Below are 23,425 nucleotides of genomic sequence, written 5' to 3' on the forward strand. Positions count from 1 at the left end.
TCATGATGACTCTTTCAGCCAGTTTCAGACTGGCAGGGCGGTGGTTGATTAGGATGACGGTGCGGCCTTTGAACGCATCTTCGCAAGGTTTCGACAAAGGCGGCTTCACCCTCGATGTCCCACATCGAGGGTGACTCGTCGAGAATTAGGATCGACGGGCCTGTCATCAGCGTACGCGCCAAGCTTAGCCGCTGTTGCTGAACACCAGATAAGCGTATCCGATTGTCGCGGATTGCCGTATCCAAACCATCTGGGAGATGCTCAACAAAGTGCGGCGCCTGAGCGAGTTCTCGAGCATTGGCAACTTGATGCGGTTTGCTTCATGGCACTTCAACTGCGATGTTCTCACGAACAGTACCGTTAAACAGGAGAGGCCACTGGAGAACGTAGCCGATTTGCCGCCTTAGGTCCTGTACGTCCAGCGCTGTGATGTCTATGCCATCGACACTGACCTGACCGGGTCATGGTCCCAGCCAGATTGTCGCGGAAGCGAATTGACCGCGAGACTGCGAATTAGGACAAAAGCGATTTGGGCGACCTAATACCGCCGTTGTCTCAGAGCCAAATTCTGCCAGAGTCCGTGTCTCATGCCTGGAAATGGTCTCGATACCATCGAACAAACTTGGGCAATCCGTCCGCGATATCCGTGGTCGGCTGGTAGCCGAGGTCCCGGCTGATGGCCTCGATGTCAGCATAGGTGCGTACGACGTCGCCCGCCTGCATCGGCTGCCAGTCGATCACGGCCTTCTTCCCGCACGCGTCTTCCAGGATAGCGATGAGGTCGGTCAGTTTCTCGGTCCGGTTGTTGCCGATGTTGTAGATCGCGTGGGGCTTCGTGGACCCGCCTGCCTTTACCGAACCATCATCGACAGGCGCGCTGTCCAGCACTGCTAGCACGCCCGCGATGATATCGTCGATGTAGGTAAAATCCCGCCACATCTCGCCCTTGTGGAACACCGGGATCGACTCTCCTGCCAGGATCTTTCTCGTGAAAATCCAGTAGGCCATGTCCGGCCGCCCCCACGGACCGTAAACGGTGAAAAAGCGCAGGCCCGTCAGCGGGATGCGATAGAGGTGCGCGTAGCTTTCGCTCAGCATCTCGTCGGCGCGCTTGGTCGCGGCGTAAAGGCTCACCGGGTGGTCTGCCCGGTCTTCCACGCTGAATGGCACCTTGTCGTTGCCGCCGTATACGCTGGACGAACTTGCATAGACCATGTGCTCGACACTGCGGCGTCGCGCGATTTCCAACAGGTTGGCATGGCCCACGATGTTCGACTGGATGTAGGCTGCCGGGTTCTCGAGCGAGTAGCGGACACCGGCCTGGGCACCAAGGTGCACGATACGATCGATCCGTTCGCCTGCCAGCGCCGCTTCTAGCGCGGACATGTCGGCGAAATCGAGCTTTTGGAACGTGAATGTGCTGCCAGGTTTTTCGAGCCGGGCCAACCGGGCTGCTTTTAACGCCGGATCGTAATAGTCGTTGCAATTGTCGATGCCGATCACGCTGTCGCCGCGCGCCAGCAGGCGTTCGACGAGCGCAGAGCCGATGAACCCGGCAGCTCCTGTAACCAAAACGCGCATGCGTGTTTTCTCCAATCGGTGCCGGGTGGCGGCGCTCAACTGACAGGCTCGCCGCCATTTCGCAACGCGAAATGCACCCATTCCCGTGCCTTTGGCGAGCAGCCAACGCTTCCTAGCGCGGGCTGCTCGCGACTTATCTAATTCAATTTGGGTACAAGCTTGCCGGGCTCACTCGCCATTAGAATTCTGATCGAAGTGTTGCCGGATGTGGTCCAGTACCGAAGGGTGAAGCGGAGTTGCGAACTCAACCCCTGCCTTCTTCCCCTCGCGCCATCGGACCAACGACTCAACAGGACCAATTGGCCCCAATTTAACGGTGATCGGCGTGCCAACCGCCAAGTATCCGCTCCTGTCTGCGAACTTGCATCCCTTGCCCGATAAATCCTCGATCGTCACATCCCGCGATCCAGTAGGGGTACGTATTCTGGCCACAATCGTGATTTCGTGGCGCTCATCGAGACGATGCTCGCCGCCGAGAATGGCGTTCTCTTTGGAAGATCCTTCGTTCGCATATGCCACTGATTTTTCTGTCAGCGGATTTACCGACGGGTCCTCTTGCACAGGAGCGTGTGTCCCTGAGCCACGCAGGAACTCTTTCATGGCTTCTACAACTGCGCCGCCGTCCCCGAGGTTTATTGCTGGCCTTCCTCCAAGCCAGCAAACCCAAAGCTGGCCGTCGCGCAATCTGAAAAAGGGGTCGCTATCCATAAAATCCGGATGGACCGGAGCCAGCACTAAAGTCCACCCTGAATTTGCCGCCTGGCAGGCAGGCTTGCCCCCAGTCAACAAGCGCGTTTCTATCGGTGGTCGGATAGTTTGGCCGCACCGCTATGGAGGAAACTGACCTAGAGTTTGGTCTGGCCAACACCTCGATGGGTTGCCCCATTAATGCCCATCGACCTAGGCCATCAGTTCGCATTGTGCGGTAACTTCCGACGCAAAGGGTCCAGAAAAATGGCTGACCGTACAGCGTCCACCTCGGCTTACGGCCTCCATGTTGGAGGTGGCAGTAGTTGCACCACGCCCGCTCGGTTCCTTCTCCATGCCGAAGGGGACATACCAGTCTTCTTGCTAAACCAACGTGTGAATGCAGACGGCGACGAGTAGCCAAGCGTTTCGGAGATTAGGCCGAGGCTGAAAGATGAGTTCGAGAGTATTCGAAACACATAACTCATTTTCTCGTCTTCAAGCAGGCTCTCGAAATTGCACCCCTCCCTCGCCAAATACCTTTGAAGTGTTCGTGGCTTCACCTCAAGGTGCTTAGAAACCTCTTTTAGAGAAGCTTTGCCTCTAGGGATCATCAAACGTAGCAGTCGCGAGACCTGCTCCTTGTATGTTTTCCCAATTTCCGATGGCTCGACAATCTTGAGCAGTTCATAAGCGTGTTTAGCCATCACTTCGTTGGCGCGCGGGAGCGCAGTTTCGAGGGAAAGAGTGGGACAAGAAAACCCGTTTGTTGGACTGTTGAACTCGATTGGGCACCTAAATGTCCTATGCCATATCGAGAGATCTCCCTCTGCAGCATGCGCAACATGGACCTTGGTGGGCTCCCAGCGTCCTCCAGAGGCTCCTTTGAACAAGTGATAGGCTAACCCCAGCCCCAGGTCACAGGCTTGCCAAGCCAGCTCATCGGTCTGCAAATCCCACCTGATGAAACTTTGCACCCCTCCCGATTGCACATCAGCCAACAGGAGATCGTTATAGTGTCAATCGGCATTGAAGTTTGACCCCCTATCGGCATCCAATATTGACCCCCTTGGTGGTGAGCAGGCCCGGCGCTGCGTAGCCCTCACATAGCGCAGCGGCGGCGGGCCTGCGGGGTTTCGGGTTGGCGCTATGCGCGGTTCTTGAAGCGCCAGCTTTCGTTACCGGTTTCGACGATTTCGCAATGGTGGGTGAGCCGGTCGAGCAGTGCGGTGGTCATCTTGGCATCGCCGAAGACGCTGGGCCATTCGCCGAAGGCCAGGTTGGTGGTGACGATGATGGATGTGCGTTCGTAGAGTTTGCTGATCAGGTGGAACAGCAATTGGCCGCCGGTCTGGGCGAAGGGCAGATAGCCGAGCTCGTCCAGGATCAGGAAGTCGAGGCGGGAGATCAGGTCGGCGGTCCGGCCCTGGCGCTCGGCGCGGGCTTCGGCATCGAGCTTGTTCACCAGGTCGACCACGTTGAAGAACCGGCCCCGGCGCCCTGCCCGGATACAGGTCCGGGCGATGCTGACGGCAAGATGGGTTTTGCCGGTGCCTGTGCCGCCGATCAGGACGAGGTTGCGCTGATGGTCGAGGAAGTCGCCGTTGGCCAGGTCGCGGATCAGGGTCTCGTTAACCTCGGCGGCCTCGAAGTCGAACTCCTCCAGTTCCTTGGCGAGCGGCAACTTGGCGATGGTCATTTGGTATTTGACTGACCGGGCCTGCTTCTCCCTGATCTCGGCGGTCAGCAGGTCACCAATGATCTGTTGCGGCTCGTGCTGGCGTTTGACGGCGGTGGTCAGGACCTCGTCATAGGCGGCCCTCATTCCGTAGAGCCTCAGCTTTCCCATCGCGTCGATTACCTCGGATCTTTCCATTCTGTGTTCTCCTCAGGCTGTCATATCGGTTGCAGTCGGCAATGGGCTCGCAGGCCAGCTTCAGCGCATCCGGGGTGGTGATTGTCAGGGGTGGTGGCGGCTCGCGGTGCCGGGCCAGGATGTTCAGCACGACGCCTGCGGAATGGACATTGTGCGACAGGGCTTCGGCGCAGGCCGCCTCGACCGCATCAATCCCGTCGGTCAGCACGGCGCTCAGGATGTCGACCATCTGCCGGTCACCGCCCGGCTGGCGTTCCAGCTTGCGCCACACGCGGCGGATTGGCACCGGCAGCTCCCATTCCCTGAAGGGCGCCCCGTTGCGAAGGGCGCCGGGTTTGCGGGCCAGAACGGGGATGTAATGCAGGGGATCGAAGATGGTTTTGTCCCGCCCGAAGGCCCGCTCATGCTGGCCAACGATTTGCCCATCCTGCCAGCATTCCAGCCGGGCGGCATAGGCCCTGATCTCCACCGGCCGCCCGACCGCCCGGGCATCGACCGAGTAGCGGTTCTTGTCGAACCGCACGAGGCAGGTCTTGGACACCGATGCGGGAACTGCATGGAATCCATCGAAAGGGCCGACGTAAGGCACAAGGCTCGGGCGCTCGTCCTCGAACACCTCCCAGATCGTCTTGTCGCGCAACTCTGGATGTTTGTTCGCCTTGGCATAGGCCAGGCAGCGATCCTCCAGCCAGGCGTTCAACTCGGCATAGGATTTGAACTTCGGACGCGGCACGAAGAAGCGCCGGCGGATCACGCCGACCTGGTTCTCGACTTGGCCTTTCTCCCAGCCCGAGGCCGGGGTACAGGCCACCGGGTCGACCAGGTAATGGCCGCACATCTGCTGGAACCGCCGGTTATAGGCCCGATCCTTGCCAATGAAGATCGCGTCAACGGCGGTCTTCATATTGTCGTAGATGCCCCGCGCACAGGCCCCACCGAAGAAGGCAAACGCCTTGTCGTGGGCGTCGAACACCATCTCCTGTGTCTCTCTGGGATAGGCCCGCACAAACGGCATCCGGCTGTGGCTCAGGCGCACATGCGCAACCTTCACCGTCGTGGTCACGCCGTCAATCAGGACAACCTCATGGCTCCAGTCGAACTGATAGGCTTCGCCCGGGTCGAAGCTCAGCGGCACGTAGGCAGCGGCGGAAGCTTCCCGGGTCGCCTTCGACCAACTCGCCGCATAGCGCCGCACCGCATCATAGCTGCCGTCATAACCCCGGTTGCGCAGCTCTTCGTAAATCCGAACCAGTGTCAGCCGCTGGCGTTTGGGTTGCCGGTCATTCTCAGCCAGCATCTCATCCAGATCGGACCGCCACGGGTCGATCTTGGGGCGGGGCTGCGTGGCCGGTCATAGCTGAACTCGGTTGCCCCGGACCGCACCACCTTCCGCACCGTGTTCCGTGATACCCGCAGCTCCCGGCAGATCTGCTTGATCGACTTCCCCTGGATGAAATGCGCCCGCCTGATCTTCGCAATCGTCTCCACAACCAACATCCCCAAATCGCTCCCTCAATCCTTTGAGGAAGCTTCTGAACAGAAATATCAGGGGGGTCACTTTTGGACGCCGATTACCCCAATACAGGGGTCAATCTTGCATGCCGGTTCACACTTCCTCTGCAGTCTTGCATTCGACGATTTCGTTGAAAGGGCCGGGAGCCATTTGAGTCAGGTGATATGCGTGGCGCAAGGCCTCTTCGAGCCGTGCTTCGTCATCTTTCAGCCGTTTGGCGAGGGTCCTGAGCCTGCCGAACCAGAGGTCGGGAGCGAGAGGTACAATGGCCTCCCCTCCGCTTCCATTCGACGACGACATTACCTAACCCCGCTAAGCCACAAATATACCGTAAGTATTCTTCGCTCCGGCCGAATTGACCGCGGTCAAAAACCAGACCAAGGCCTTCCGGAGCGAGCCCATATGTTCGCTAATTCCGATCCCTCAACCAGTACTTTAGCCCGTATTCTCCGGCACCAGCAAGCCCTCCAAGGGGTTTGAATCCGTGGTCGTCATTTCTGTTCTTTTTTGAAACTGTTATGGGCGAGCGAGACCTGAAAACATTTTTTCGCTTCTTCGCTAGTTGAGGCGCCGATAGACCCAGCCGCTCGATGCAGCTTTGTTGTGCATGGCCAGCCATGATGCCTTTCACGTGAAGCAGATTGCGACTTGAAACGCGCTCGAATCGCCATGACCCAAATCGGTTCTCCAGGTCCGCCGGTTGCAACCGAAACCTTGAATTGACGCCTCGCTGATCTTCACAGAGTCTACATCGCGATTGCCAACACCTACATCAGCAAAGAGCTCGGTTGGGCCAAAGGGCTGCTTTCATCAAGATCAAGCACATTGTTGAAATTTCCTAGCAAATCATCCCCGGCTAGCGACCCAAACGCCTCTGAGTGCATAATCAACCCAAGCCAGATGCGCTACCTCCGAGTTGCCGAATAACGGGCAATCTGCGTCAATTCCTGCGACAGGATCAGCTCTGCCGACTGACTGTTGGCCAGCAGCGAGCGATGCAGTTCGCACAGCCGCGGCACGAGCCGCTCGAGCTTGCCCCCGCGCCAGCGCTGCAACTGGTCACCCACTTCGCGATGTTCCCGGAAGAAGACGCCTTGCGATTTCAGGAAGCCCTGCATGTCGTCTCCGGGCCGAAGGTTTGCCGAAAGCCGTGCCAGCTGTGCCGCACGGCGTTCCAGCGCCAAGGCCACGCCCACGGGGTTGAGCGACACCTCGCGGAGGCGCCGCAGTTCACCCGGCAGCTTGCGCACTTCACCGCTGAGCGCGGCGTTGACCAGCGGCATGAAGCCGTCTTCCTCGGTGGAGGCGCCGATCATGTCGAAATCTTCCGCGTTCGCCTGCTTGGGCGATTGCGGCGAGGCATCGAGGTAGAGCGCGAGCTTGTCGACCTCGGACTGCGCCAGCCGCACGTCGAGCCCGGCTGCATGGGCTATCCGCTCGGCGAGGTTGCCGTTGAGTCGCATCCCTGCGGCATCGGCCATGGCGCGCACGTCTGCGGTGACGGAGCGAAGATCGGGCGGGTAGAACACGGCGGCTAGCGCATCGCCGCGCTTTATCAGGAGCTTGGCGCTGCGCGATTTGTCCGTGGCGGATGTGGCGACGATGAAGATGGGCCAGGCGTTTTCCGCTTCGCCCCGGTCCGCCAGTTCGCAATAGGTGTTGATCGCCTCGTAGGCTTCGTCACCCGAAACGCGGGCGAAGATGTGGCGCGAATCGCCGAACAGCGACGTGGACCGGGCCTCGTCCAGCAGGCGGGCCGGGTCGGATTTCAGGTCCTGTCCGGACAGTTCGACACGTTCGCCGGGGTCGTCCAGTTTGGCGATCAGTTTCTTTGCCGCAGCGGACGCCCCGGCCTCGTCGGCACCGCAGAAGAAACAGATGCGCAGGCCCTTGCCCGCTTTCTGGGCGGCCTGGGCGTAGTCGCGCTGGGTCGCCTTCATTGCCGCTCGCGCAGGGTGCGGGTGATGCGCACGACGATCTGGTCCGCCACTTCCTGCGAGAGGTTTTCCAGCGCAGTCTGCTCGGCCGCGATGGTGGCGAATTCGCTGGAGACGACGTCGATTCCGGCGTCGGACCCTGCGGTTGCGTCGATCAGAATGGTATCGGTGGTGACATCCACCAACTGGTATCGCGCACGAAGGATGCGGCGCTGGCGACCGATGGTGTCGTCGGTCAGCAGGCCGAGTCCTTCGAGATCGTCGTCCAGCACGACATCGAGACGGTACTGCGACGTGCTGCCCGAGGACCCGCGGCCCAGCCGGTCCGTCAGGGCATTGCGCACCAGCCAGCCTTCGCGGCCCGGTATGGCGGGAACGTCGATCGCGGCCAGTTCGCGCGCCACGAAGCCGTCGCCGCCGCCTGTGTAGATGGGCTGGAGGCCGCATCCGGCGAGGGGCAGGGAGAGGGCTGCAAGGGCCAGGGAAAGACGAAGCGGGTGCCTCACGTGACGATGTTCACCAGCCTGCCGGGCACCACGATCACCTTCCTGATTTCCGCGCCATCGATCGAACGCTGGACCTTCTCGCTGGCAAGCGCAAGAGCCTCGAGATCCTCTTTCGAGGCATCCTTGGGCGCGGTCAGCGTGTCGCGCAGCTTGCCCTTGTGCTGCACGGCGATGGTGACTTCGTCGTCCACCAGCAATGCCGGATCGACCTTCGGCCAATCGGCTTCGGCGATCAGGCCTTCGCCGCCCATCGCGGCCCAGCCCTCTTCGGCAAGGTGCGGCATCATGGGAGAGGCCATCAGCAGCAGGCTGCGGATTGCAAAGTTGCGGTCTGCCGACGCTTCGGCCTTTTCCGCCGCGCTGGTGAGTTCGTAGATGCGCGCCACGGCCTTGTTGAAGGCCAGCGCCTCGATATCCTCGGCAACGGCGGCGATGGTCTGGTGCGTCTTGCGGGCAAGGTCCTTGTCCTCGCCGCTCGCGCCGTCCTCGTACTTGCCGAACAGACGCCACAGGCGCTGGACGAAGCGGCCGCAGCCCTCGATCCCGGCTTCCGACCAAGGCAGGTCGCGCTCGGGCGGAGAGTCCGACAGCATGAACCAGCGCACGGCGTCGGCACCGTAATCGCGGATGATGTCCTCGGGGTCGACGACGTTCTTCTTCGACTTGGACATCTTGATGACCTTGCCGATCTGTACCGGCTGGCCATCGGCCTTCAGCGTCGCGCCATCGCCGGTGCGGTCCACTTCGGCTGGCGTGTAGTACACCTCGCGCGGACCGTCCTTGCGGCTGTAGGTCTCGTGCGTGACCATGCCTTGCGTGAACAGCGAAGCGAAGGGTTCCTTTACCTCCAGCTTGCCGCAATGGGCCAGCGCACGGGTCCAGAAGCGGGCGTAGAGCAGGTGCAGGATCGCGTGCTCGATGCCGCCAATGTACTGGTCCACTGGCATCCACCGGGCGACTTCGGCAGCGTCGAACGGCTTGTCGGCCGGCTGGCTGGCGAAGCGGAGGAAATACCACGAGGAATTGACGAAGGTATCGAGCGTGTCGGTCTCGCGCTCGGCCTTGCCGCCGCACTTGGGGCATTCGGTGTGCTTCCACGTCGGATGGCGCAGCAGCGGGTTGCCCGGCTGCTCGAACGAAACGTCCTCCGGCAGCTTCACCGGCAACTGGTCTTTCGGGACGGGAACCACGCCGCAGTCATCGCAGTGGATGAAGGGAATGGGCGTGCCCCAGTACCGCTGGCGCGAAACGCCCCAGTCGCGCAGGCGCCATACCGTGGTGCCCTTGCCCCAGCCGCCGCTCTCGGCGCGGGAAATGACTTCGGCCTTGGCCTCTTCCACCGCCATCCCGTCGAGGAAGTCGGAATTCACCAGCACGCCCTCGCCTGCTTCGGCTTCCCCGTCGAAGGGCTTTGCCGCCTCGTCAACGCTGGGCGCGACGACGCGCGGGATCGGCAGGCCGTACTTGGTGGCGAATTCGAAGTCGCGCTGGTCATGCCCCGGCACCGCCATGATCGCGCCGGTGCCGTAATCCATCAGCACGAAGTTCGCGATGTAGAGCGGCAGGTTTGCCCCGGTGAACGGATGGCGCGCAGTGATGCCGGTGTCGAAGCCCAGCTTCTCCGCCGTTTCCAGTTCGGCAGCCGTGGTCCCGCCCTTCTTGCACAAGGCGATGAAGTCGCGCGCCGCCTCGCTATCCAGCGATTGTGCAATCGGATGGTCCGCAGCCACGGCGACGAAACTCGCGCCGAAGATCGTGTCGGGCCGCGTGGTATAGACGGGCAGCTTCTCACCGTTCGACAGGTCGAAGGCGAATTCCAGCCCCTGCGACTTGCCGATCCAGTTTTCCTGCATCAGCCGCACCTTCTGTGGCCAGTCCTTCAGGGTATCGAGCCCTTCCAGCAGGTCCTCGGCAAACTGCGTGATCTTGAGGAACCACTGGTTGAGCTTGCGCTTCTCGACGTCCGCGCCCGAACGCCAGCCCTTGCCGTCGATCACCTGCTCGTTGGCGAGCACGGTCATGTCGACAGGGTCCCAGTTGACCTCGCTTTCCTTGCGGTAGACGAGGCCGTTTTCGAACAGGTCGATGAAAAGCGCCTGCTCGTGGCCGTAGTATTCCGGGTCGCAGGTGGCGAATTCGCGGCTCCAGTCGAGCGCGAAGCCCAGCTGCTTCAGCTGGCCTTTCATCGTGGCGATGTTGTCATAGGTCCAGCCGCCGGGGTGGACGCCCTTTTCCATCGCCGCATTCTCGGCAGGCATGCCGAACGCGTCCCAGCCCATCGGGTGCAGCACCTCACGCCCGCGCATCTTGTGATAGCGCGCCAGCACGTCGCCCATGGTGTAGTTGCGCACGTGGCCGATGTGGATGCGCCCGCTGGGGTAGGGGAACATCTCCAGCACATAGCTCTTCGGCTTGTCGCTGGCGCTGTCGGCCTCGAAGCACTTGGCCTCGTCCCACGCGCGTTGCCAGCGACCGTCGGCGACAGACGGATCGAATCGTTCAGCAGTCATGTTCGATGCCCCTAAGGCAGTTTAGCCGACAGCGGAACGCCGCAGGTCGCGCGCCTTGGTGAGGATGATGTCTTCCAGTCGCTGCACGGTGGCGGCCTGCACCGGCGCTTCCACCCAGGTGCCGCCTTGCAGCACCTGGCGGCTGGCGGCGACGCGCAGGGCATCGGCGCGCAGATCCTGGTCGAGGATGGCGACAGAGACCTTCACCCGCTCGTTCGGGTTGTCGGGAGAGGCATACCAGTCCGTCACCAGCACGCCGCCGTTGCTGTCCGCCTGCGTCAGCGGCATGAAGCTCAGCGTCTCCAGGCTGGCGCGCCAGAGGTAGGAATTCACCCCGATGGAAGTGACGCGGGCAGCAGCCAGGTCGGTCTGCAACCGTTCGTCATTGCCGCCGCCGCATGCCGACAGCGCGAAGGTTGCCGTGCCCAGCATGGCGGCACCAGCTATCTGGCGGGAAAAGGTGCGGAGTGAGGAAAAAGCCATCATTGGTCCTGTAAACGAGTATTCGCGGTCGCCAGCCTCTATAACGGGCATGTCGCCCGCGGCAAGGCGAAGCGGCCCCCGCAGCCGCGAAGGCGGTCACAAAAACGACCATCCGGCGTGAATAGCCGCTTAATCGGTCGGCGCCCGCCATCGGGCATCGGCATCCGGCGGACGTGTGGAAAACTCGCAACAGTCATCGAAAAGGCATTCGCTTTGAAAGCGATGTCTGGAATTCGTCTTGATTCCGTCGTAGCAAGAGGACTGCTTGAAACGACTCGAAACGAGGGAACCGACAGGTTCATCGGGAGTCCATGGGCAGAGGACTATAAGAGGCATCATGTTGAAGTTGCGCAAAGGTCTGGCAGGAAAGGCGACGCTCGCGGCGTCCGCTGCGCTGCTTGCTGTCGCGCTTCCCAGTGCCGGTCTCGCCTTTGTTTCACTCTCCGATTCGGGCAGCGTGGAAGAAACCGCAGATGCTTTCCTCGCCTTCACGCCTGCCGATGGCGACCCCCGGCTCGCGGAAGCGATTGCCGAACGTCGCGGGCTCGCTCCGATGATGCGCTTCACGCCCGCCGGCGCTGCAAGCGCGCCCGGCGCACGCAGCGTGACAGTCGCCGTCCGGGTCGACCAGCAGACCGCCGATGCATTGGCCGCAAGCTCGCTTGGTTCGCCGCGCAACGCTGAGGCACGCACCGTTGGTCTGCGCGTCACGCCGACGCGTTACAACCTCGGTCTTGCCCGTGGCTATTCCAGCTTCGCCGCAGCGCCCGCTGCCGGCCGCACCGAAAGCGCGACCCGTGCCGTTTCGGCTCCCTCGCTGTCCAGCAACCTTTCGAGCGCGCGTATTCCCGATCTTGCGCAGTTCACGCCGCGCACCAGCACGCGTGAAGAGCCGAGCCGCTTTGCCGCGCGGATCGACCTCGAGCAGGACAGGACAGCGGATGATGTCGCCGTTTCCGGCGAGACCCTGCGCGACCAGATGCTGGACGTTGGCGGCAGCTACCGCCTGACGCGCAACCTCGATATCACCGCGGGTGTTCGGTACGAGCAGGATCGTGACCTGATCAAGGTTCCGGACCTAGACCAGCAGGACAGCCAAGCCGTTTACGTCGGCACGCAGTTCCGCTTCTGATCGCCACTGGAAATACTACCCTCTCACAAACCCGCTTCGGCGGGTTTTGTTTTGCGCCCGTTGCAAGTGGCGGCTACGCTTCATGCAACTCACCGAAGTGAACGAAGGGGATAATTCATGGCACACGTAGCAGTCGTTACCGGCGGGACCCGCGGCATTGGCCGCGCGATTTGCGAGGCGCTGAAAGATGACGGCTTTACCGTAGTGGCCAGCTATGCCGGAAACGATGAGAAGGCGCGCGCCTTCACCGAGGAAACCGGCATCCCCGCCTACAAGTTCGATGTCGGCGATCACGATGCGACGCTGGCCGCGTGCGAGAAGATCGCCGCCGAGGTCGGCCCGATCGACGTGGTGGTGAACAACGCCGGCATCACCCGCGACGGCACCCTGATGAAAATGAGCTACGAGGACTGGGACGAGGTCATGCGCACCAACCTCGGCGGCTGCTTCAACATGGCCAAGGCAACCTTCGCCGGGATGAAGGAGCGCAAGTGGGGCCGCATCATCAACATCGGTTCGATCAACGGCCAGGCCGGGCAGTACGGGCAGGTCAACTATGCCGCTGCCAAGAGCGGTATCCACGGTTTCACCAAGGCGCTGGCGCAGGAAGGTGCGCGCTACGGCATCACCGTGAACGCCATTGCACCGGGTTACATCGATACGGACATGGTGGCCGCCGTACCGGAAAACGTGCTGGAGAAGATCGTCGCCAAGATCCCGGTCGGCCGCCTCGGCAAGGCCAGCGAAATCGCGCGTGGCGTGGCTTTCCTCGCTTCGGAAGACGGCGCTTTCGTGACGGGATCGACCATGTCGATCAACGGCGGCCAGCACATGTACTGATGCGCGCGCCGGTGGCTGACCTCTATCATCCGCCGGTCAAGCGTTCCGTCGAGATTGCCGGGCACAAGACCTCGATCAGCCTCGAACCGCTGTTCTGGGAGATGCTCAACGCCGTCGCCGCGCGTGAGGGCCTGCCGCTCAATGCCGTCGTTGCGCGAATCGACGCCGAACGCATCGAGGCCGAGCTTGCGCCCGGCCTCGCGACAGCCATCAGGTTGTGGCTGGTGGACGACTTGCGCCGCCAAATGGATCAATAATTGGCTGGCGGATCGCTGGCCGGGAAAGTCTCGTCCAGCTCCTCGTCCACCTCGTCCCAGGTATCCTTCTTGGGCTTGTCTGCCATCGCATTGGGACCGGCGTTGCGAACCTGCTTAAAGTTCGAACCCCCGGCCTGATTGGCCGCAAAGGCCTCGTTCTGATGGTTGCGGATGTTCCTGTCGTAATAGCGATAGCCGGCGTACCCGAGGGCACCCAGCGCTGCGAGCTTGATAAGCATGGCGCATAACTCCTTTCTCGCCTCATCAACGCGCGACATGGCCGAAAGTTCAGGGTGATATTTCGCCCGGTCCACCGATCGACACGGCGCGATCACGGTTGACCGCATTGGTGCCGCACTCCACAAACAGCGCCCATGACTACCCGCAAACCGATCCGTAAAGCCGTCTTCCCCGTAGCCGGGCTGGGCACGCGCTTCCTGCCCGCCACCAAGGCCATCCCGAAGGAACTGCTGCCGATCGTCGATCGCCCGCTGATCCAGTACGCGGTGGACGAAGCGCGCGAGGCTGGGATCGAGCAGATGATCTTCGTCACCGGGCGCGGCAAGACCGCAATCGTCGAGCATTTCGACATGGCCTACGAACTGGAAACCACCATGGAGGAGCGCGGCAAGGACATGTCCGTGCTCGATGCCACGCGCGCGACGCCGGGCGACATCATCACCGTGCGCCAGCAGGTGCCGCTGGGCCTCGGCCACGCGATCTGGTGCGCTCGTGCCATCGTGGGTGACGAGCCCTTCGCCATCCTGCTGCCGGACGAGATGATGGTGGGCGATGCCAGTGCGAAGGGCGGCTGCATGAAGCAGATGGTGGAGGCTTACAACGAGGTTGGCGGCAACCTGATCTCGGTGCTTGAAGTGCCGCACGACGAGGTATCCAGCTACGGCGTGATCGATCCGGGCGAGGAGCGCGACAACCTGACCGAGGTGAAGGGCCTGGTCGAGAAGCCGCCGGTCGACGAGGCGCCCTCGAACAAGATCGTCTCCGGCCGCTATATCCTGCAACCAGAAGTCATGCGCACGCTGGAAACGCAGGGCAAGGGTGCCGGCGGTGAGATCCAGCTGACCGACGCGATGGCGCGCATGATCGGCAACCAGCCGTTCAACGCCGTCACGTTCGAGGGCCGCCGCTTCGATTGCGGCAGCAAGCTGGGCTTTGTGGAAGCCACGCTGGCGCTGGCACTGGAGCGAGAGGACATGGGCGAGCAGGTTCGCGCCATGGCGCAGCGACTGCTCGCCCAGTAAACCCCATCCGAAACGAAAAAGGCGGACCGCGAGGCCCGCCTTTTTTCATGTCAGCGTGATGAGAGCCTTACTCGGGGCCGCCGCGTGCGGCCTGCTCGTCATCGGTGGTTTCGAGGTGCGCTACCATGTAGGGGATCGGGTTCACCGCTTCGCCGGCAACGCGCACTTCGTAGTGCAGGTGCGGGCCGGTGGAGCGGCCGGTCGAGCCGATGTAGCCGATGAGGTCGCCCTTGCGGACCTGCTGGCCATCGCTGACGGTGTAGCTGGAGAGGTGGGCATAGCGCGTTTCCAGGTCGCCGCCGTGGCCGATCTGCACGTAGTTGCCGTAGGAGCCCCAGTACTTGGCCATTTCGACCATGCCATCGGCAGTCGCGTAAACCGGCGTGCCGCGCGGGGCGGCGAGGTCAACGCCGTTGTGCTGGCGGCGCTGGCGCAGGATCGGGTGATCGCGCATGCCGTAGCCGCTGGTCAGCTGCACACCGTCGACCGGCATGCGCGAGGGGACCGAAACGGCGATACGCGGCGCGGCGATGATATCGCCGGTTGCCGTGATGCGGCCGCCGTCTTCCAAGTCTTCCCAGCTGGCGAACAGTTCGGTGAATTCCTCGTCGTCACCCAGGGAACCCTGGGCCACGGTATTGGTATCGATCACGCCGTTGGCGGGGGCTTCTTCGGCCATGGCAGGGCTTGCAACAGCAGCGGTGCCCATGGCGAGAATGGTAGCAATCTTGACGAGCATACGATCCCTTTTGCTTCGTCAGGCGCTTTCCAACGCCCTTTCGGTTTCTATGGCGACCCGGCGTCCCCGGCTCTTCATTTCGTCCATTTTTTTCGACCCTGCGGAACCTCCCGCCGTGTCTGTGAGTATGGGTTATGAGGGCAAAGGTTAACTACACAACAGTTTCGTAGAGATCGCGCGACAAACCGGCAGCAAGACGCGCCGAGTCGTTGAACGGTGGCCGCAGCACGCCTTTGAAGTGGCGATTCACCAGCATTTTCCAGTGATTCTTCGGCTCTTTGCCGTGGGTGCGACAAAAGACGTCGAAATGTCTTGCCCCCGCCGCAACGTGACGGATTTCGTCGTCAAGGATTCGCTGGAGGATTTGTGCGCCGCGCAAATCGCCTTGTGATTCGACACGGGCGAGGGTGCCCGGCGTTACGTCCAGCCCGCGCGCTTCCAGCACCATAGGCACCACCGCCAGCCGCGCGCCGGCATCGTGCGCGGTCTCCTGCGCCGACAGCCACAGCCCCGCGTGGACCGGCAGGTCGCCATAGGTCGCGCCCATCGTGGCGAGATGCCGGTCGATCAGCGCGAAGTGCATCGCCTCGTCAGCCGCGACGGCGAGGAAGTCGGCAACGAAGTCCTTGCCCATTTCCGCCCCGAACCGTCCGACGATGTCGAGCGCGAGGTCGATGGCGACGAATTCGATATGCGCGAGGCTGTGCCACAGCGCGATGCGGTTGCGGTGCGAACCCCCTTTTCCGCGCTTGGGCATCTTTCCCGGCGGCAGAACCTCCAGTCCGTCCGGCCAGGCAGGATGGTCCGGCATCGAAGCGGAAAACCCGGTGGGCAGCGCGTCCCGGCGCCAATCCCGCACCAGCGCGCGGGTGGCCATCACCTTGCCGCGCTTGTCCCCTGTGAGCAGGGCTGCGCGGATCGCTTCCGACAGGTCGGGCACGAAAGGGCTTACAGCGCCTTTGCCGCTTCCAGAACCTCGTCCACGTGGCCTTTCACCTTCACCTTCGGCCAGACGCGGGCGATCTTGCCGTCCGCATCCACCAGGTAGGTGGTGCGCACCATGCCCATGAAGGTCTTGCCGTACATCTTCTTCTCGGCCCAGATGCCCAGCGCATCGGACAGCCCGCCGTCTTCGGGATCGGAGGCGAGCGGCACGGTCAGGTCGTGCTTGTCGATGAACTTCTCGTGCCGGGCATAGGGGTCTTTCGACACGCCCAGCAGCGCGGTGTTGGAAGCGGCGAATTCATCCTTCGCCTGGCTGAACTCGATGTTCTCGGTGGTGCAGCCGGGCGTCATGTCCTTGGGGTAGAAGAACAGCACCAGCTTCTGCCCGCGAAAGTCGGAGGGCTTCACCACCGATCCATCCGCACCTTCCATCGCCACGTCGGGCATCTGGTCGCCTTCGCCGGGGAAATTGTTGCTCATCAGTCGATCTCCAGTGTCTCGCCGAAATGTTCGGCCCATTGCGCGGCGATGCCTTGCCTTGCCTCGTGCAGCGATTGCAACAGGGCCTTATAGCTATCCTCGCCGCAAGCCTCGGCCAGCACCGCGCGGTGCGCTTCTGCCGGTTCGGCCCCATCGGGCGCGAACAGTCGCACCGCGACAAGGTATCGCGTAATGGCGAGGTGGTGGCGGGCGTAGTCCTGCGGAAGCAGTCCCTCGGCGGCCAGCCCGGCAACGGCTTTCTCTATGGCCGGATCGAAGCCCAGCCCCTCGCGCAGTTGCAGGTAGTGGATCAGGAATTCGGAATCCACCAGCCCGCCGCGCATCAGCTTCACGTCCAGCGGCCCCTTGGGAGGCTTGGCGGCCAGCATCTCGTTCCGCATGTTCAAGACGTCGGCCTTGAGCTTGTCCGGATCGCGCGGATCGCACAGCACTTCGCGGATCAGGTCCGACAGTTTCTCCTGCGCTGCCGGTGAGCCGTAAATGGGCCGCGCACGGGCCAGCGCCATGTGCTCCCACGTCCAGGCAGACTCGTGCTGGTAACGGGCGAACGCCTCATAACCCGTCGCCAGCGGTCCCTGCGCGCCTTGCGGCCTGAGGCGCGTGTCGATCTCGTACAGCGCGCCCTCGGCCGTGGGCACGCTGAGGGCCGCCGTCACCCGCGCGGCGAGGCGGTTGTAATAGAGCGCGGTGGAAAGCGGGCGTTCGCCATCCGATTCAGCGCCGTCTTGCGCCGGATCGGTGAACAGGAACACCACGTCGAGGTCGCTGGCATGGGTCAACGCGCCGCCGCCCAGCCTCCCCAGCCCCAGGATCACCAGTTCGCTGCCGGGAATGGTGCCATGCTTGGCGCGGAAATCGGCAATGGCGGCATCGGCACCCGTGCGCACGGCGGCCTCCGCCACGCGGCACAGCCCCTCGGCGATTTCCAGCGGGTCGTGGCGGCATTCCACCATCTGCGCGCCCAGCGCAAAACGTTCCTCCCCCACCACCTGCCGCAGCCGGTCGAGCCGGGATTCGGTATCGCTGTCCTCCGCCGCTTCCATGCGCGCGGCGAGGGTCTCGATGGAGCCGGGCAGGTCGAGCGCGTTGGGATCGATCAAGGCATCCAGCAGTTCCGCACGCCGCGCCAGCGCATCGGCCAGCGGCTTTGCCAGCGTCAGGATGCGCAGCACGCGATCGAGCAGGCCGGGGCGCTGCTCGAACAGGCGGAACAGGTTGATGGCGGTGGGCAGCCTCTCCAGCAGCGTTTCCCAGCGGGCCATCGCATGGTCCGGGTCGGGCGCGGCGGCGAGCGAGGTGAGCAATTCGTCCTCGATGGCGGCAAAGGCGATGCGCGCCTCGTTGGAACGCAGGGCGCGCAAGGTGCCGCGCCAGTGCTCGACGCGGGCCTCGAAATGCTCGCGGAAGTCGGATGGCACGGCAACGCTGGTGCGCGTGTCCTCGTCGTCCTCGCCCAGCAGGTCGTCATAACGCTGCGCCACCCGGTCGCAGATCGCGCGCACCTCCTCTATCAGCGCGGCCCCGTCCGGCAGGCCGTCGAGCCGGGCGACGTTGTCGATCTTCTCCGCGTTGTCGGGGAAGGAATGGGTCTGCCGGTCGGATACCATCTGGAACCGGTGCTCGATGGTGCGAAGCCGGTCGTAACTCTCGCCCAGCACCCGCGCATCCTCGCTGCCGATGATCTTTGCCTCGGCCAGCGCGTCCAGCGCCGCGCGGGTGCCGCGCTGGCGCAGGGCAGGCTTGCGGCCGCCGTAGATGAGCTGGTGGGTCTGGGCGTAAAACTCGATCTCGCGGATGCCGCCGCGGCCTTTCTTGATGTCGAACCCCGGCCCCACTTCGCGCGTGCCCTTGTAGGCCTCGCGAATGCGCATGGTGAGGCGGCGCACTTCCTCGATCGCGGTAAAGTCGAGGCTGCGACGCCAGACGAAACTGCGAATCTCGTCGAGGAAATGCTCGCCCGCCGCAATGTCACCCGCCGCCGCGCGGGCGCGGATGTAGGCGGCGCGCTCCCATGCCAGCGCGCTCGATTCGTAGTGCGAGATCGCGGCGTTGAAGGATATGGCGAGCGGGCTGACCTCGCTGGCTGGGCGCAGCCTGAGGTCGACGCGCAACACGTAGCCATCGCCGGTTGGCTGGCCCAGCATCTCCACCACCTGCCGCGCGTAACGCTGCGCCGCCTCCCCCGGCTCGTCCCGCCCGCGCCGGGCGAGGCGTTCGGGATCGAACAGCAGGATGGGGTCGATATCGGACGAATAGTTGAGCTCGTGCGCGCCTTGCTTGCCCAACGCCAGCGCGGTAAAGCCGCTGGTGTCGGCGTCCTCCACGCGCTTGCGCACCACGGCCAGCATGGCGGAATCGAGTGCCCGGTCGGCAAAGTCGGAGAGTTCGGTAACGACCTTCGTCAGGTCGAAGGCCCCGGCCAGGTCGCCGATTGCCAGCACCAGCGCGAGCGAGAGGCGTTCTCGGCGAAGGGCTACCCCCGTATCCTCAACCCCCTTACCTTCAGCCTTTGCCATTGCCAGCGCATCATCACCGCGCCCCTCTCGCAGCAGAGCGACGAGATCGGCGCGGTTGTCCATCGCGCGCTTCAGGAACGGGGAGTGCGCTTCGGCGCGCTTGAGGGCGGATTGCCAGTCGACTGTCATTGCCACGACTCCTGCCCTTGCCCCCCGCCCGTGGCAATGCCAAATGGGCCGCTGATGATTTCGCCTGAAAGGAAATCCATGATCCGGATCGCCGCCACGCTGGCCCTGCTGCCGCTTGCTGCCTGCGCCACGACACCCGACACGCAAGGCGAGCAGGTTGTCCCTCCGCTTTCGCTGGAGACGATGAAGGAAACCGTGCGCACGCTGTCCTCCGACGCGTTCGAGGGACGGATGCCAGGAACGCCGGGCGGGCAGATGACCGTGGACTACCTCGTCGAGCAGTTCGCGGCGGCGGGCCTGCAGCCGGGCAACGGCGATTCGTGGCTGCAGGAAGTACCGCTGGTGGAAATCACCGGCAGCGACTTCGCGCCGCTGAGCGTGGGCGATCTGCAATTGCAGCACGGCGAGGACTGGGTGGGCGTATCCTACCGCCAGACGCCCTCCACCACGCTGGCGGACAGCGAGATCGTGTTCGTCGGCTACGGCATCAACGCGCCCGAGCGGGGGTGGAACGACTACGAAGGCGTGGACATGACGGGCAAGACCGCGCTGATCCTCGTCAACGATCCCGACTACATGGCCGATGGGCTGGAAGGCCCCTTCGGCGGGCGCGCCATGACCTACTATGGCCGCTGGACGTACAAGTACGAGGAAGCCGCCCGGCAGGGCGCTGCCGCGGCCATCATCGTCCACGAGGATTTCCCCGCCAGCTACGGCTGGAACGTGGTCGAATCGAGCTGGTCCGGCCCGCAGGCCTATGCCGATACCGGCGGCGACGGATCGGATCAGACGCTGATGAACGGCTGGGTCCAGCTGGAAGCCGCGCAGGCGATTGCGCAGCAGGCCGGGATGGACCTTGCCGAAATGACGCGGGCTGCTTCGCGGCCCGGTTTCCAGGCCGTGCCGCTGGGCGTTACCGCCTCCACCAGCTTCGCCAATTCCTATCGCCGCTACACCTCGAACAACGTGATCGGCATTCTGCCGGGCACGCAGCGTCCCGACGAGGTGATACTGCACACCGCGCACTGGGACCACCTTGGCCGCTGCACGCCCAATGCGGCGGGCGACGACATCTGCAACGGCGCGGTCGACAATGCCACCGGCACGGCGGGCCTCGTCGCGCTGGCAGAGGCGCACGTCGAGGTCGGCGCGCCCGATCGCAGTCTCGTGTTCCTGGCGGTGACGGCGGAGGAATCCGGCCTGCTGGGAGCGGAATACTACGCCGCCAATCCGGTCTATCCGCTCGACCAGACGGTGGCGGGCATCAACATGGATGGCATCGCGGTGCGCGGACAATCGCGCGATGTGAACGTGCGCGGCGGCGGCAAGAGCGATCTCGACGCCTACCTCGCCACCGCGCTGGACGCGCAAGGCCGCACCGCCTCCCCCGATCCGGCGCCGGAAGCGGGCTACTACTACCGTTCCGACCACTTCCCGATGGTGAAGCGCGGCGTGCCGATGTTCTACGTGAAGTCGGGCCTCGACCTGGTGAACGGCGGCACGGCGGCGGGCGAGGCTGCCGAAGCCGCATACCGCGCCAATGCCTACCACGGGCCGGACGACGAATACGATCCGGACTGGGACTGGTCGGGCCTGATGCAGGACCTCGACCTCTACTACCGCCTCGCGCGCGACCTGGCGAGCACCACCGACTGGCCGGAATGGTACGAAGGCGACGAATTCCGCGCCGTGCGCCAGCAAAGCTGCGCCGCATCGCCGGAAGGGTGCTGAGACCATGGCGTTTCTGATGCCCGCCGAATGGGCGAAGCAGGACTGGATCTGGATCGGCTTCCCCGCCCACGGCGACCTTTGGGAGGAAAACCTCGCGCCCGCGCAGGAGCAGATGGCGGCCTTCGCCAATGCCGTTGCCGAAACCGGGCAGCAGGTGCGGTTGGTGGTTCGCGATGCAGCGGCGGAAATGCGCGCGAAGCAGCTCGTTTCCGGCAACGTCCAGTTCGAACGGCACCCCTATGGCGACATCTGGCTGCGCGATACCGGGCCGCTCACCGTGCTCGGCCCCGATGGCGAGCGCCGGGCGCAAGGGTTCGGCTTCAACGGCTGGGGCGGGAAATACCTGCTCGAAGGCGATCTGGAGACCGGCCCCTCGCTCGCAGACGCAGGCGGTCTGCCCTATTCCCGCGCAGACTGGATCCTCGAAGGCGGCGCGGTGGAAAGCGACGGCACCGGGCTGGTCGTCACCACGGAGCAATGCCTGCTCAACCCCAATCGCAACCCCTCGCTTTCGCGCGAGAATATCTGGGCGAACCTCCAGCGCGACCTCGGCTTCGACCGCATCCTGTGGCTGGGCGACGGGCTGGCGGGCGACCATACCGACGGTCATGTCGACAACCTTGCCCGCCTGGTGGGAGAGAACACCATCGCCATCCCGCGTGCCACTACGCCGGACGATCCCAACGCCGCCGTCTACGACGATGCCCGCGCCCGCGCGGCTGACTTCGGGCTGACCGTGCGCGACATCCCCTCTCCGGGATGGATGGGTGAAGGCGACGAGGCGGAGCCTGCCAGCTACATGAATTTCGCGATCTGCAACGGCGTGGTGGTGGTGCCGACCTACGGCTCCGCCCACGACGACGAGGCGGTGGCCGCAATTGGCGACCTGTTCCCCGGCCGCGTCGCCGTGGGCCTGCGCGCCGACGCAGTGCTGACCGGCGGGGGCAGCTTCCACTGCGCCAGCCAGCATGTGCCCGCGGCGAAATCTTAACCAGTTGTTAGGATTTGCAGGGCTATCCCTTGCCAATGGCCCACGCAATCGCCTTCACCCGGCAGACCATTGCCGTTCCGCACGACCTGCTGCGCAGCGTGATCGTGTGCGGTTGCGCCTTGGCCGTGATCCTCGCCAGCTAAAGCCCCTGCCAATCTAGTGCACGGTCAGCGCGACGACGCTGGTGAGCACCCGGCGCATGAAATCCACCTGCCCCCTCGCGCCGGTCTTGGCGTAGATCTTCTTCGAATACTGCCGCGCGCTCTCGATCGTCAGGCCATGCTTTTCCGCCGCGTCGGCGATGGAAATGCCCTGCGCGAGTGACCATGCGAAGCGCGCCTCGCTCTGGGTCAGCTTGAACACGTCGACGAGTTGCTGGCACCTGTCGGCAGAAGAACTCTGGTCGCCGCGGAAATACACCACCGCCACCGCCTTGCCGCCTGCCGAGAGGGAAGCGACGCGCACGGGCGAAACGAGAATGTCGATCCACGGGTCCTGGCTGAGATTGACGGCGCGCGGACGGGCCTCCGGCTGGTCGGCAAATTCCTTCACCAGCGCGGTAAGCTCGCGGTCGATTGCGGGGGCGGAGGGTGTCAGCCTGCCGTAGGGCCCCTGCTTCAGCGCCCCGGTGCGGCTGAGGAAACGCTCGGCCTGCTCGTCCATGTCGACCACGTGGCAGCGGCGATCGACCGCGATCCAGCCAAAGTCGATATGACTGAAAGCACCCGCAGTCATCGAGGCGCGAGCCCGCTCGTCCTCCATCCGCGCCAGCACACGAAGCGCCACGCGCATGTGCGGCACCAGCGCCGAAAGCAGCGCACTGGCGGACGGGGGGATGGCCTCGCGCGAGGAAAGCGCCAGCCAGGCGTTCAGGCCGCCCGGATCGCTCAGCCGCACGGCCCGCATGTGGGCAATGCCGTTCGATTCCAGCATCTTGCGCGCCGGATCCGGTTGAGGTTCCTCCGCGCTCTCCAGCAATTCGGCCAGACTGTAGACCCGCCCTTCGCGCATGGAGCTTGCCGCGAGAAAGTTGCGCAGCCCTACCGGAGCCGCGCCGGGCGCTGCTGTCAGCTGGATGATCGATGCACTGTCGGCCGCGCGGATCAGCAAACTGGCGTCGTCGCATTCCGCCGCCAGTTTCAGCCGCTTCAGGAAGGTATCCCACATCGGCTTTTCGAACATGCCGTCGTGCAGGGGCACGAGCAGTTCCGTCTCGCCAAGATTGGGTATCCGCATGCCAAATTTATATACCTCCCATTTGGGAAGTCAAAACCGTAACAGGGCGGGAT

Annotated in this window: 20 protein-coding genes and 2 pseudogenes; 6 read left to right on the forward strand and 16 right to left on the reverse strand. The window is 63.5% G+C overall.

The window, feature by feature from the left end:
* Positions 1–14 precede the first annotated feature (14 nt).
* From ABFX23_RS17760 to ABFX23_RS10235, 10 genes and pseudogenes are all read right to left on the reverse strand, one after another.
* A pseudogene (locus tag ABFX23_RS17760) lies at positions 15–266 on the reverse strand (ATP-binding cassette domain-containing protein); the annotation flags it as partial.
* A 319-nt stretch (positions 267–585) separates the two neighbouring features.
* Positions 586–1,581: an SDR family NAD(P)-dependent oxidoreductase gene (locus ABFX23_RS10200; RefSeq protein ID WP_346032956.1), complete on the reverse strand. Its 996-nt coding sequence runs from the start codon at positions 1,579–1,581 to the stop codon at positions 586–588.
* 168 nt (positions 1,582–1,749) lie between these two features.
* The gene (locus ABFX23_RS10205; protein WP_346032957.1) at positions 1,750–2,289 is read right to left on the reverse strand and encodes a PilZ domain-containing protein; all 540 of its coding nucleotides are present in this window, start codon (positions 2,287–2,289) and stop codon (positions 1,750–1,752) included.
* A 275-nt stretch (positions 2,290–2,564) separates the two neighbouring features.
* Positions 2,565–3,260: a helix-turn-helix domain-containing protein gene (locus ABFX23_RS17765; protein WP_428831657.1), complete on the reverse strand. Its 696-nt coding sequence runs from the start codon at positions 3,258–3,260 to the stop codon at positions 2,565–2,567.
* 155 nt (positions 3,261–3,415) lie between these two features.
* On the reverse strand, positions 3,416–4,144 hold the full coding sequence (gene istB, locus ABFX23_RS10210; RefSeq protein WP_083783480.1) for an IS21-like element helper ATPase IstB: 729 nt from the start codon (positions 4,142–4,144) through the stop codon (positions 3,416–3,418).
* Positions 4,077–5,641: pseudogene (gene istA / locus ABFX23_RS10215) on the reverse strand (IS21 family transposase). The gene istB and the pseudogene istA overlap by 68 nt, the downstream one beginning before the upstream one ends.
* A 921-nt stretch (positions 5,642–6,562) precedes the next feature.
* Complete coding sequence (holA, locus tag ABFX23_RS10220; protein WP_346032958.1) at positions 6,563–7,597, reverse strand: DNA polymerase III subunit delta; 1,035 nt, start codon at positions 7,595–7,597, stop codon at positions 6,563–6,565.
* Complete coding sequence (gene lptE / locus ABFX23_RS10225) at positions 7,594–8,100, reverse strand: LPS assembly lipoprotein LptE (RefSeq protein WP_346032959.1); 507 nt, start codon at positions 8,098–8,100, stop codon at positions 7,594–7,596. The genes holA and lptE overlap by 4 nt, the downstream gene beginning before the upstream one ends.
* Positions 8,097–10,610, reverse strand: a complete 2,514-nt coding sequence (gene leuS, locus ABFX23_RS10230) for a leucine--tRNA ligase (protein ID WP_346032960.1) — start codon at positions 10,608–10,610, stop codon at positions 8,097–8,099. Before leuS ends, lptE begins: the two co-directional genes overlap by 4 nt.
* A 21-nt stretch (positions 10,611–10,631) precedes the next feature.
* Positions 10,632–11,042, reverse strand: coding sequence for a DUF3576 domain-containing protein (locus tag ABFX23_RS10235; protein ID WP_428831658.1), 411 nt, complete (start codon positions 11,040–11,042; stop codon positions 10,632–10,634).
* A gap of 388 nt (positions 11,043–11,430) precedes the next feature.
* Here ABFX23_RS10235 and ABFX23_RS10240 point away from each other — a divergent pair, with 388 nt between their 5' ends.
* The 3 genes from ABFX23_RS10240 (at position 11,431) to ABFX23_RS10250 (ending at position 13,322) form a co-directional block, all read left to right on the forward strand.
* Positions 11,431–12,225: a hypothetical protein gene (locus tag ABFX23_RS10240; RefSeq protein ID WP_346032962.1), complete on the forward strand. Its 795-nt coding sequence runs from the start codon at positions 11,431–11,433 to the stop codon at positions 12,223–12,225.
* Between the two features lie 117 nt (positions 12,226–12,342).
* Positions 12,343–13,065 carry an acetoacetyl-CoA reductase gene (gene phbB / locus ABFX23_RS10245; protein ID WP_346032963.1) on the forward strand — a complete coding sequence of 241 codons (723 nt, stop codon included), beginning with the start codon at positions 12,343–12,345 and terminating at the stop codon, positions 13,063–13,065.
* Positions 13,065–13,322 carry a ribbon-helix-helix domain-containing protein gene (locus tag ABFX23_RS10250; RefSeq protein ID WP_346032964.1) on the forward strand — a complete coding sequence of 86 codons (258 nt, stop codon included), beginning with the start codon at positions 13,065–13,067 and terminating at the stop codon, positions 13,320–13,322. Before phbB ends, ABFX23_RS10250 begins: the two co-directional genes overlap by 1 nt.
* On the opposite strand, the gene ABFX23_RS10255 is transcribed toward ABFX23_RS10250, so the two are convergent.
* Positions 13,316–13,561: a hypothetical protein gene (locus ABFX23_RS10255; RefSeq protein ID WP_240624524.1), complete on the reverse strand. Its 246-nt coding sequence runs from the start codon at positions 13,559–13,561 to the stop codon at positions 13,316–13,318. The genes ABFX23_RS10250 and ABFX23_RS10255 overlap by 7 nt on opposite strands.
* A 135-nt stretch (positions 13,562–13,696) precedes the next feature.
* On the opposite strand from ABFX23_RS10255, the gene galU reads away from it, so the two are divergent.
* Positions 13,697–14,584 carry a UTP--glucose-1-phosphate uridylyltransferase GalU gene (gene galU, locus ABFX23_RS10260; RefSeq protein WP_346032965.1) on the forward strand — a complete coding sequence of 296 codons (888 nt, stop codon included), beginning with the start codon at positions 13,697–13,699 and terminating at the stop codon, positions 14,582–14,584.
* Positions 14,585–14,651: 67 nt separating this feature from the next.
* Here the strand turns inward: galU and ABFX23_RS10265 are convergent, their stop codons facing one another.
* The 4 genes from ABFX23_RS10265 to glnE all read right to left on the reverse strand — a co-directional run bounded on the left by ABFX23_RS10265 (position 14,652) and on the right by glnE (position 19,414).
* On the reverse strand, positions 14,652–15,323 hold the full coding sequence (locus ABFX23_RS10265; RefSeq protein WP_346032966.1) for a M23 family metallopeptidase: 672 nt from the start codon (positions 15,321–15,323) through the stop codon (positions 14,652–14,654).
* A gap of 151 nt (positions 15,324–15,474) precedes the next feature.
* A complete protein-coding gene (locus tag ABFX23_RS10270; RefSeq protein WP_346032967.1) occupies positions 15,475–16,263 on the reverse strand; it encodes a ferritin-like domain-containing protein in 789 nt (262 codons plus the stop codon).
* An 8-nt stretch (positions 16,264–16,271) separates the two neighbouring features.
* Complete coding sequence (locus ABFX23_RS10275) at positions 16,272–16,748, reverse strand: peroxiredoxin (protein ID WP_346032968.1); 477 nt, start codon at positions 16,746–16,748, stop codon at positions 16,272–16,274.
* Positions 16,748–19,414 carry a bifunctional [glutamate--ammonia ligase]-adenylyl-L-tyrosine phosphorylase/[glutamate--ammonia-ligase] adenylyltransferase gene (gene glnE / locus ABFX23_RS10280; protein ID WP_346032969.1) on the reverse strand — a complete coding sequence of 889 codons (2,667 nt, stop codon included), beginning with the start codon at positions 19,412–19,414 and terminating at the stop codon, positions 16,748–16,750. Before glnE ends, ABFX23_RS10275 begins: the two co-directional genes overlap by 1 nt.
* A 54-nt stretch (positions 19,415–19,468) precedes the next feature.
* Between glnE and ABFX23_RS10285 the strand changes: the two genes are divergently transcribed.
* Both ABFX23_RS10285 and ABFX23_RS10290 read left to right on the forward strand, forming a co-directional pair.
* Entirely contained in the window at positions 19,469–21,145 is a 1,677-nt protein-coding gene (locus ABFX23_RS10285) for a M28 family peptidase (protein WP_346032970.1), read from the forward strand.
* Between the two features lie 4 nt (positions 21,146–21,149).
* Positions 21,150–22,136, forward strand: coding sequence for an agmatine deiminase family protein (locus ABFX23_RS10290; RefSeq protein WP_346032971.1), 987 nt, complete (start codon positions 21,150–21,152; stop codon positions 22,134–22,136).
* A 156-nt stretch (positions 22,137–22,292) separates the two neighbouring features.
* Here ABFX23_RS10290 and ABFX23_RS10295 read toward each other — a convergent pair whose 3' ends face one another.
* Positions 22,293–23,372, reverse strand: coding sequence for a helix-turn-helix transcriptional regulator (locus ABFX23_RS10295; RefSeq protein WP_346032972.1), 1,080 nt, complete (start codon positions 23,370–23,372; stop codon positions 22,293–22,295).
* Positions 23,373–23,425 lie beyond the last annotated feature (53 nt).

Source organism: Erythrobacter westpacificensis (genome assembly GCF_039542285.1).
Taxonomy (GTDB): Bacteria; Pseudomonadota; Alphaproteobacteria; order Sphingomonadales; family Sphingomonadaceae; genus Alteraurantiacibacter; species Alteraurantiacibacter westpacificensis.

Bases quoted from the DNA above. Each gene is read 5' to 3' on its own strand.
- ABFX23_RS10200 (WP_346032956.1), bottom strand. From the start codon at position 1,581: ATGCGCGTTTTGGTTACAGGAGCTGCCGGGTTCATCGGCTCTGCGCTC.
- ABFX23_RS10205 (WP_346032957.1), bottom strand. From the start codon at position 2,289: ATGGATAGCGACCCCTTTTTCAGATTGCGCGACGGCCAGCTTTGGGTT.
- istB (WP_083783480.1), bottom strand. From the start codon at position 4,144: ATGGAAAGATCCGAGGTAATCGACGCGATGGGAAAGCTGAGGCTCTAC.
- holA (WP_346032958.1), bottom strand. From the start codon at position 7,597: ATGAAGGCGACCCAGCGCGACTACGCCCAGGCCGCCCAGAAAGCGGGC.
- leuS (WP_346032960.1), bottom strand. From the start codon at position 10,610: ATGACTGCTGAACGATTCGATCCGTCTGTCGCCGACGGTCGCTGGCAA.
- ABFX23_RS10235 (WP_428831658.1), bottom strand. From the start codon at position 11,042: ATGCTGGGCACGGCAACCTTCGCGCTGTCGGCATGCGGCGGCGGCAAT.
- ABFX23_RS10240 (WP_346032962.1), top strand. From the start codon at position 11,431: ATGTTGAAGTTGCGCAAAGGTCTGGCAGGAAAGGCGACGCTCGCGGCG.
- phbB (WP_346032963.1), top strand. From the start codon at position 12,343: ATGGCACACGTAGCAGTCGTTACCGGCGGGACCCGCGGCATTGGCCGC.
- ABFX23_RS10250 (WP_346032964.1), top strand. From the start codon at position 13,065: ATGCGCGCGCCGGTGGCTGACCTCTATCATCCGCCGGTCAAGCGTTCC.
- ABFX23_RS10255 (WP_240624524.1), bottom strand. From the start codon at position 13,561: ATGCTTATCAAGCTCGCAGCGCTGGGTGCCCTCGGGTACGCCGGCTAT.
- galU (WP_346032965.1), top strand. From the start codon at position 13,697: ATGACTACCCGCAAACCGATCCGTAAAGCCGTCTTCCCCGTAGCCGGG.
- ABFX23_RS10265 (WP_346032966.1), bottom strand. From the start codon at position 15,323: ATGCTCGTCAAGATTGCTACCATTCTCGCCATGGGCACCGCTGCTGTT.
- ABFX23_RS10275 (WP_346032968.1), bottom strand. From the start codon at position 16,748: ATGAGCAACAATTTCCCCGGCGAAGGCGACCAGATGCCCGACGTGGCG.
- glnE (WP_346032969.1), bottom strand. From the start codon at position 19,414: ATGACAGTCGACTGGCAATCCGCCCTCAAGCGCGCCGAAGCGCACTCC.
- ABFX23_RS10285 (WP_346032970.1), top strand. From the start codon at position 19,469: ATGATTTCGCCTGAAAGGAAATCCATGATCCGGATCGCCGCCACGCTG.
- ABFX23_RS10290 (WP_346032971.1), top strand. From the start codon at position 21,150: ATGGCGTTTCTGATGCCCGCCGAATGGGCGAAGCAGGACTGGATCTGG.
- ABFX23_RS10295 (WP_346032972.1), bottom strand. From the start codon at position 23,372: ATGCGGATACCCAATCTTGGCGAGACGGAACTGCTCGTGCCCCTGCAC.